This window comes from Kitasatospora sp. NPDC056327, from assembly GCF_042261735.1.
GTDB lineage: Bacteria > Actinomycetota > Actinomycetes > Streptomycetales > Streptomycetaceae > Kitasatospora.
The window spans coordinates 1-7,137 of sequence record NZ_JBHJRC010000376.1 but is presented as its reverse complement, the minus strand read 5'-3'; the positions used below and the strand labels follow the sequence as shown (position 1 = coordinate 7,137).

The following is a 7,137-nucleotide window of genomic DNA, read 5'->3' as shown; positions in this document are numbered from 1 at the left end:
GCGCCGTCCGTGACCGGCACACCGCTGATCCGGAACCGGCCGCACAGCTCGTCGTGCCGCGCCTCGCCGGGCGGGGCGCGACGGGGCGGTGGCGGTGGCGACGGCCGTGTCGGCCGGCGGTGGTGGCGGGGGAGTGGCGGCGCGGGTCAGCGCGGGCGTTCGGTGATCAGGTAGCGGAAGACGTTCGCCATCCGCACCGAACCGTCCGCCCGCAGGTAGGGCTGCAGCGCCTCCTCCAGCTCCTTCGACACCAGCGGCAGCCCCGAGAACTCCGCCGCCGCGTCGTACAGCCCGGTGGAGAGCAGCCCGCGCACCGCGCTGTCGAGGTCCGGGTAGGCGAACGGGCAGCCGACCCGGCCGCCGCCGGCCGGACGCAGGCCGGTCCCGGCCAGCAGGTCCTCCAGCGCGCCGGGCGGGCTCAGCTCGAACGGGTCGCGGACGCCGCTGCGCCGGGTCATCCGCCGGGCGACGTCCAGCACGGCCGCGCTCTCGCAGCGTTCCCGCGGTCCCCAGGCGGCCAGCACCACGTGCCCGCCGGGCAGCACCAGCCGCGCCGCCCGGGCCGCCGTCCGGCGTGGTTCGGCGCCCGGCGGAAGCTGCTCGAAAACGGTGACCAGCGAATAGGCCGGGCGGGCGACGTCCGCCCCCGTCCGCGGGACCGGGCCGACCCGCAGCCGGCGTTCCCGGGCCAGCCCGCGCAGCTCCTCGTCCGGCTCCAGTCCGGTCACCTGCGCACCCCGTTCCGAGGCCAGCAGCAGGGCGAGGCCGGAGCGGCAGCCGAGGCCCAGCACGCTGGTCGCCGGACCCACCTCCAGCCGGTCGTGGACGGCCTCGTAGAGCGGCACCAGCATCCGCTCCTGGATCTCCGCCCAGTCCCGGGCACGGGCGGCGGCGCGCCCGGTGCCGGGGGGTCCTGCGGTCGTGCCGGTCACCCGCGCTGAAGCCATCGAGGCCTCCCATCCGGTCCTTCGGTGTGCAGCTCCGGCCCCCCTCGACGTCCCGCCCCCACTCCAGCGAACAGCGGCTCGGGCGTGGCGTCCAGAGGGGTGCGGGGTGGTGCGCGCGTGTCGGGGGCGCGCGCCCCGGGGCCGGACGACGCGGAACGGATTCGAAGTCGGGACCCCGCTCCCCGTACGATTCGCCCATGGCTAAGGCACCCGTTCTCACCCCCCAGGCGGAAGACTTCCCGCGCTGGTACCAGGACCTCATCAACAAGGCCGAGCTGGCCGACAACGGTCCGGTGCGCGGCACCATGGTCATCCGACCGTACGGCTACGGGCTGTGGGAGCGGATGCAGCAGGAGATGGACGCGCGGATCAAGAAGGCGGGCGCCCAGAACGCCTACTTCCCGATGTTCATCCCGCAGTCCTACCTGACCAAGGAGGCCGAGCACGTCGAGGGCTTCGCCCCTGAGCTCGCCGTGGTCACGCACGGCGGCGGCAAGCAGCTGGACGAGCCGGTCGTCGTCCGGCCCACCTCCGAGACGATCATCAACGAGTACTTCTCGAAGTGGGTGCAGAGCCACCGGGACCTGCCCCTGCTGATCAACCAGTGGGCCAACGTGGTCCGGTGGGAGCTGCGCCCGCGCGTCTTCCTGCGCACCACCGAGTTCCTCTGGCAGGAGGGCCACACGGCCCACGCCACGTACGAGGACGCCCGCGACTACGCCTCGATGATCCACACCCAGGTGTACGGCGACTTCATGACCAACGTGCTCGGCATCGACGTCGTGCTCGGCCGCAAGACCGCCAAGGAGCGCTTCGCCGGCGCCATCAACACCCTCACCCTCGAAGGCATGATGGGTGACGGCAAGGCGCTGCAGATGGGCACCAGCCACGAGCTGGGCCAGAACTTCGCCAAGGCGTTCAACACCACCTACCAGCTGCAGGGCGCCGAGCGCGAGCACGTCTGGCAGACCTCCTGGGGTGTCTCGACCCGCATGGTCGGCGGCCTGATCATGTCCCACGGCGACGACAACGGCCTGCGCGTCCCGCCGCGGCTGGCCGCCGTCCAGGCCGTCGTCCTCGCCATCAAGGGCGACGACGCGGTGATCGCCAAGGTCCGCGAGATCGGCGCCGCGCTGGAGGCCGCGGGCATCCGCGCCGTCGTCGACGACCGCACCGACACCCCGTTCGGCCGCCGCGCCGTCGACTGGGAGCTCAAGGGCGTCCCGCTGCGGATCGAGGTCGGCCCGCGCGACCTGGAGAACGGCACCGCGATGCTGGCCCGCCGGATCCCGGGCGGCAAGGAGCCGGTCTCGATCGACGCCCTGGCGGCCACCCTCCCGGGCATCCTGGAGGAGGACCAGGCGCTGCTGCTGCGCCAGTCCCGCGAGCGCCGCGAGGCCCGCACGGTGGACGTGAAGACCATCGAGGAGGCCGCCGAGGCCGCCGTCACCGGCTGGGGCCGGATCTCCTGGGCCGACCTCGGCCCGGAGGGCGAGGCCAAGCTGGCCGAGCAGGGCGTCTCGGTGCGCTGCATCGTGGCCGCCGACGGCTCGGTTCCGCAGACGGACGACCAGGACGGCAACATCGCGATCGTCGCGCGCGCCTACTGACCGTTCGGTGGCTTCCCGGGCGGGGGGCGATCACGAAGGATGTCACCCGAAAACGACGTCCGGTGACGCGTTCCGACGGTTGTCGGCTTGCCCGAGAGGAAATTCCGGCGTCCGCTGACCGGTGTTGTTCCGCTCATGTCTCACATGTCGGCATCGCTACTGGTCGGTCAACTGCCGGTATTAACGGAATAGCGGTACGGTGTACGGCCCGTGGCCCTGTCAACTCGACAGGACCACGGGCCGTACGTCCTGGGGGCGACAGCCCGTCCCCGGACGGAATTGACGAGGCGCCCGCCGTGCCGGCGGGCCCAAACCTGCAGGGGGTTGGTCTTGCGTCAGATCCGGAACGCGCATTTCGCGCGTGGTCACACATTCCTGAGAGTTTCCTGGGAATTCCCGGGGAACCGGAACACGCGGAACATCGGCTCCTACTCCATCGTTGGTCTAGCGTGAGCACGACACAGCCCCTCGTTCTCGCGGCCGAACTGGCCGCCGCCTGGAGTGACATCCAGGCCCATCACCAGGACCTCCCCGACCTCGCCTCGCCCGAGGCGCTGATCGGCGAGTCCTCCTCGGCCTGTGGCACCCGGCTCGGTTTCGAGCGGCTCCTCCACGAGGCTGCCCATGGTCTGGCCGCGGCCCGGGACATCCGGGACACCTCGCGGGCCGGCCGCTACCACAACCGGCGCTTCCTGCTCCTGGCTTCCGAGCTGGGCCTGGCGCACCCGGTCGAGCCGCACGCCAGCAGCGGCTTCTCCCAGGTGACCATGCTCAAGGAGACCCGCGAGCGGTACGCCGAGACCATCGAGCGCCTGGACCGCGCCCTGGGCGCGCACCAGGAGGCGGTGGCGGGCGAGGGGGCCTCGCGCGCCTTCCGCGGTCCGGCGGCCCGGCACGGCTCCTCCGGGGGCGGCGTCCGGGTCAAGGCGGTCTGCGGCTGCGGGCGCAACGTCCGGGTCGTTCCGTCGGTGCTCGCGCAGGCGTCCATCGTCTGCGGTGCGTGCCAGCAGCCGTTCAAGATCGCTTAGCCGGGACCGCGCGGGCGGCTCTCGGGGAGTTCCGGGGTTCGGGGAACCGACTCCAGGGCTCGGGGAACCGAGGGGACCGGCCGGTGACTGTGCGGGCAGTGGTCCGGTCGGGCCGCAGGTGATCCGGCGGGTGATCCGGGTGATCCGGGCGACCCCGTCGATCCGGGTGATCCGGGTGGTCGAAGCAGTGCCCCGCGGGTGATGTCCGCGGGTGATCCACCAGAGAGGTGCACCGTGCAGGTGCGCGTGTTGGGCTGACCGGGAGCGGGGGCTCCCGGTCGACCTGTTTTCGGGGGCCGGTCGCCCGTGTGGCAGAATGGATCGCTGAGTACTCGGCAGCCGGGCAGGACCCCTCTCTCCTACGGCTGGCGTGTCCCTTGAACGGCCCACCGCGCAACCCCACGCGTGGGCGGGGCCGCTCACCCACGTCAACACCAGGAGAATCCACTCCCGTGGCAGTCAAGATCAAGCTGAAGCGTCTCGGCAAGATTCGCTCCCCGCACTACCGCATCATCGTCGCCGACGCCCGCACCAAGCGTGACGGCCGCGCGATCGAGGAGATCGGCATCTACCAGCCGACCTACAACCCCTCGAAGATCGAGGTCGACGGCGACCGCGCCCAGTACTGGCTGTCCGTCGGCGCCCAGCCGACCGAGCCGGTCCTCGCCATCCTGAAGCTGACCGGTGACTGGCAGAAGTTCAAGGGCCTGCCGGCGCCGGAGCCGCTGAAGGTCGCCGAGCCCAAGGTCGAGGACTTCTCGCACCTGTTCGCGAAGGCCGTCGCCGGCTTCGAGGACGCCACCACCGGTGTCGCCATCACCCCGAAGGCCAAGAAGTCGGACAAGGCCGAGGCCGAGGCCGACGCCGCCGCCGAGGCCTGAGCGTGATCGAGGACGCCCTCGACCACCTGGTGAAGGGCATCGTCGAGCACCCCGACGAGGTGCAGGTGCGCTCGCGCAACCTGCGTCGGGGCAACACCATCGAGGTGCGGGTGCACCCCGATGACCTCGGCAAGGTGATCGGCCGGGGCGGCCGCACGGCGCGCGCTCTGCGCACCGTGGTCGGCGCCCTCGGCGGTCGCAACGTCCGGGTCGACCTGGTCGACGTGGACAACATTCGCTGATCCGGCTGCTCGTTCAGCCGTCAGGGTTTTCGAGGCCGGTCGGGACGCGTGTCGTCCCGGCCGGCCTTCGCCGTTCCCGGTGGCGGCGGTGGTGGTTGCGGTGGCGGTGGTCCGTGGTGGCCGCCCCTCCGCAACCGTCCGGCCGCACCCGCCTCGCGGCACCCGGTTCGCAGTACTCACTCCGCAGCACTCATCCAGGAGAACGATCACCGTGCAGCTCGTCGTCGGCAAGATCGGCCGCGCCCACGGCATCAGGGGCGACGTCAGCGTCGAGGTCCGCACCGACGAGCCGGAGCTCCGGCTCGGGCCCGGCGCGGTCCTGCTCACCGACCCGGCCACGGCCGGTCCGCTGACCGTCGAGTCCGGCAAGGTGCACAGCGGGCGGCTGCTGCTGCGGTTCGCCGGCGTCAAGGACCGCAATGGCGCCGAGGCGCTGCGCGGCACCCTCCTGATCGCCGAGGTCGACCCGGAGGAGCGGCCGGACGACCCGGAGGAGTACTACGACCACCAGCTGATCGGCCTGGACGTGGTCCTGCTCGACGGCACCCTGGTCGGCGAGCTCACCGAGGTGGTCCACCTGCCGTACCAGGACCTGCTCACCGTCGAGAAGCCCGACGGGACGGAGGTGCTGGTGCCCTTCGTCAGCCGGATCGTGCCGGTCGTCGACCTGGAGAACCAGCGCGCCGTCATCGACCCGCCGCCCGGGCTGATCGACCCGGAGTCCGCGGAGGTCGCGCGGGGCGAGTCCGCGCCGGACGCGGAGGGCGACGCGGAGGGTGACGGGGACGACGAGGGCGGGGCCCGCGGCGAGGGTGCCGCCGAGGCCGCTGCTGGTGCCGAGGCCGGTGCCGAGGGTGACGTGGAGGCCGGTGCCGAGGGTGACGTGGAGGCCGCTGCCGAGCGCGGCGCGCGCGGTGCGCGTGGCACGGAGGAGTCGGAGTGAGCTCCGAGCAGACCGTGCAGCACGGGATGCGGATCGACGTCGTCTCGATCTTCCCCGAGTACCTGGAGCCGCTGGACATCTCGCTGGTCGGCAAGGCCCGCGCCCGCGGCCAGCTCGACGTGCACGTCCACGACCTGCGCGACTGGACGTACGACGTGCACCGCACCGTCGACGACAGCCCGTACGGCGGCGGCCCGGGCATGGTGATGAAGCCCGAGCCGTGGGGCGAGGCCCTCGACGCGGTGCTCGGCCGGGGGCCGGAGGGAGAGGTGCCGACCCTGGTCGTGCCCACCCCCAGCGGTCGGCCGTTCACCCAGGAGCTGGCGCAGGAGCTGGCCGGCCGTCCCTGGCTGGCGTTCACCCCGGCCCGGTACGAGGGCATCGACCGGCGGGTGATCGAGGAGGCGGCCACCCGGATGCCGGTGGTCGAGACGTCGATCGGCGACTACGTGCTGGCCGGCGGCGAGGTCGCGGTGCTGGTCATGGTCGAGGCGATCGCCCGACTGCTGCCCGGGGTGCTCGGCAACGCCGAGTCCCACCGGGACGACTCCTTCGCGCCCGGTGCGATGGCCGACCTGCTGGAGGGCCCGGTCTACACCAAGCCCGCCGAGTGGCGCGGCCGCACGGTGCCGGACGTCCTGCTGAGCGGGAACCACGGTCTGATCGCCCGCTGGCGCCGCGAGCAGGCCTTCGCCCGCACCCTGGCCAACCGGCCGGACCTGGTGACGCGCTGGCGGCACGCGGACTTCGACAAGAAGGACCGCGCTGCGCTCGACCGGCTGGGCCTGGCCTGGGACGAGGGTCTCGGCCGATTTCGGTCCGCGCCCGGTGATGTGGAAGAATAGGCTGCTGCTGTCTGTCGCTGGGCTCCTCCCGCAGGGGTCACGTGGTTCGGCGCCCCCGCCACGGGGGGACCGCCGGTAGCCGGTGCGGCCCGCAGCAGACCCCGTTTCTTACGACTTCCGTGGGCGGCCCGTGGCGCCCGCGATGGAGAGCAACATGAGCAACAAGCTCGCTGCTGTCGACGCGGCTTCGCTGCGTAGCGACATCCCGGCGTTCCGCGCCGGTGACACCCTGAAGGTTCACGTCCGGGTCATCGAGGGCAACCGCTCCCGTGTCCAGGTCTTCCAGGGCGTCGTCATCCGCCGCCACGGCGCCGGCGTCGGTGAGACCTTCACCGTTCGCAAGGTCAGCTTCAACGTCGGTGTCGAGCGCACCTTCCCGGTGCACACCCCGGTCGTCGAGAAGATCGAGGTCGTGACCCGCGGTGCGGTTCGCCGCGCCAAGCTGTACTACCTGCGTGACCTCCGCGGCAAGGCCGCGAAGATCAAGGAGAAGCGCGACCGCTGATCCACCGGCCCCCGGCGCTGCCGGGGGATCGGATCGCTCTGGGGGGCCGGGCTGCCGCACGGTAGGCTCAGCCCCCGATGAGCACGCACGAACCACCCGCGGACCGCGACGGCCGTCCCGCACCCACCGGTGCGGG

At 72.3% G+C, this 7,137-nt stretch carries 8 protein-coding genes; 7 read left to right on the top strand and 1 reads right to left on the bottom strand.

Translation table 11 applies throughout. From position 1 onward, the window contains the following. Positions 1–146: 146 nt before the first annotated feature. The gene (locus ACFCX4_RS33185; protein ID WP_376150647.1) at positions 147–947 is read right to left on the bottom strand and encodes a methyltransferase domain-containing protein; all 801 of its coding nucleotides are present in this window, start codon (positions 945–947) and stop codon (positions 147–149) included. A gap of 197 nt (positions 948–1,144) precedes the next feature. On the opposite strand from ACFCX4_RS33185, the gene proS reads away from it, so the two are divergent. From proS to rplS, 7 genes are all read left to right on the top strand, one after another. Further along, positions 1,145–2,557, top strand: a complete 1,413-nt coding sequence (gene proS / locus ACFCX4_RS33180; protein ID WP_376150645.1) for a proline--tRNA ligase — start codon at positions 1,145–1,147, stop codon at positions 2,555–2,557. Between the two features lie 449 nt (positions 2,558–3,006). Further along, the gene (locus ACFCX4_RS33175) at positions 3,007–3,585 is read left to right on the top strand and encodes a hypothetical protein (protein WP_376150643.1); all 579 of its coding nucleotides are present in this window, start codon (positions 3,007–3,009) and stop codon (positions 3,583–3,585) included. A gap of 452 nt (positions 3,586–4,037) precedes the next feature. Then, complete coding sequence (gene rpsP / locus ACFCX4_RS33170) at positions 4,038–4,466, top strand: 30S ribosomal protein S16 (protein ID WP_344337896.1); 429 nt, start codon at positions 4,038–4,040, stop codon at positions 4,464–4,466. A gap of 2 nt (positions 4,467–4,468) precedes the next feature. After that, entirely contained in the window at positions 4,469–4,708 is a 240-nt protein-coding gene (locus ACFCX4_RS33165; protein ID WP_030056773.1) for an RNA-binding protein, read from the top strand. A 211-nt stretch (positions 4,709–4,919) separates the two neighbouring features. Beyond that, positions 4,920–5,651 (top strand): ribosome maturation factor RimM, encoded by a 732-nt coding sequence (rimM, locus tag ACFCX4_RS33160; protein WP_376150641.1) that lies wholly within the window; start codon positions 4,920–4,922, stop codon positions 5,649–5,651. 26 nt (positions 5,652–5,677) lie between these two features. Then, on the top strand, positions 5,678–6,496 hold the full coding sequence (trmD, locus tag ACFCX4_RS33155; protein ID WP_376150649.1) for a tRNA (guanosine(37)-N1)-methyltransferase TrmD: 819 nt from the start codon (positions 5,678–5,680) through the stop codon (positions 6,494–6,496). Positions 6,497–6,650: 154 nt separating this feature from the next. Further along, entirely contained in the window at positions 6,651–7,001 is a 351-nt protein-coding gene (gene rplS, locus ACFCX4_RS33150; protein ID WP_063347674.1) for a 50S ribosomal protein L19, read from the top strand. Positions 7,002–7,137 lie beyond the last annotated feature (136 nt).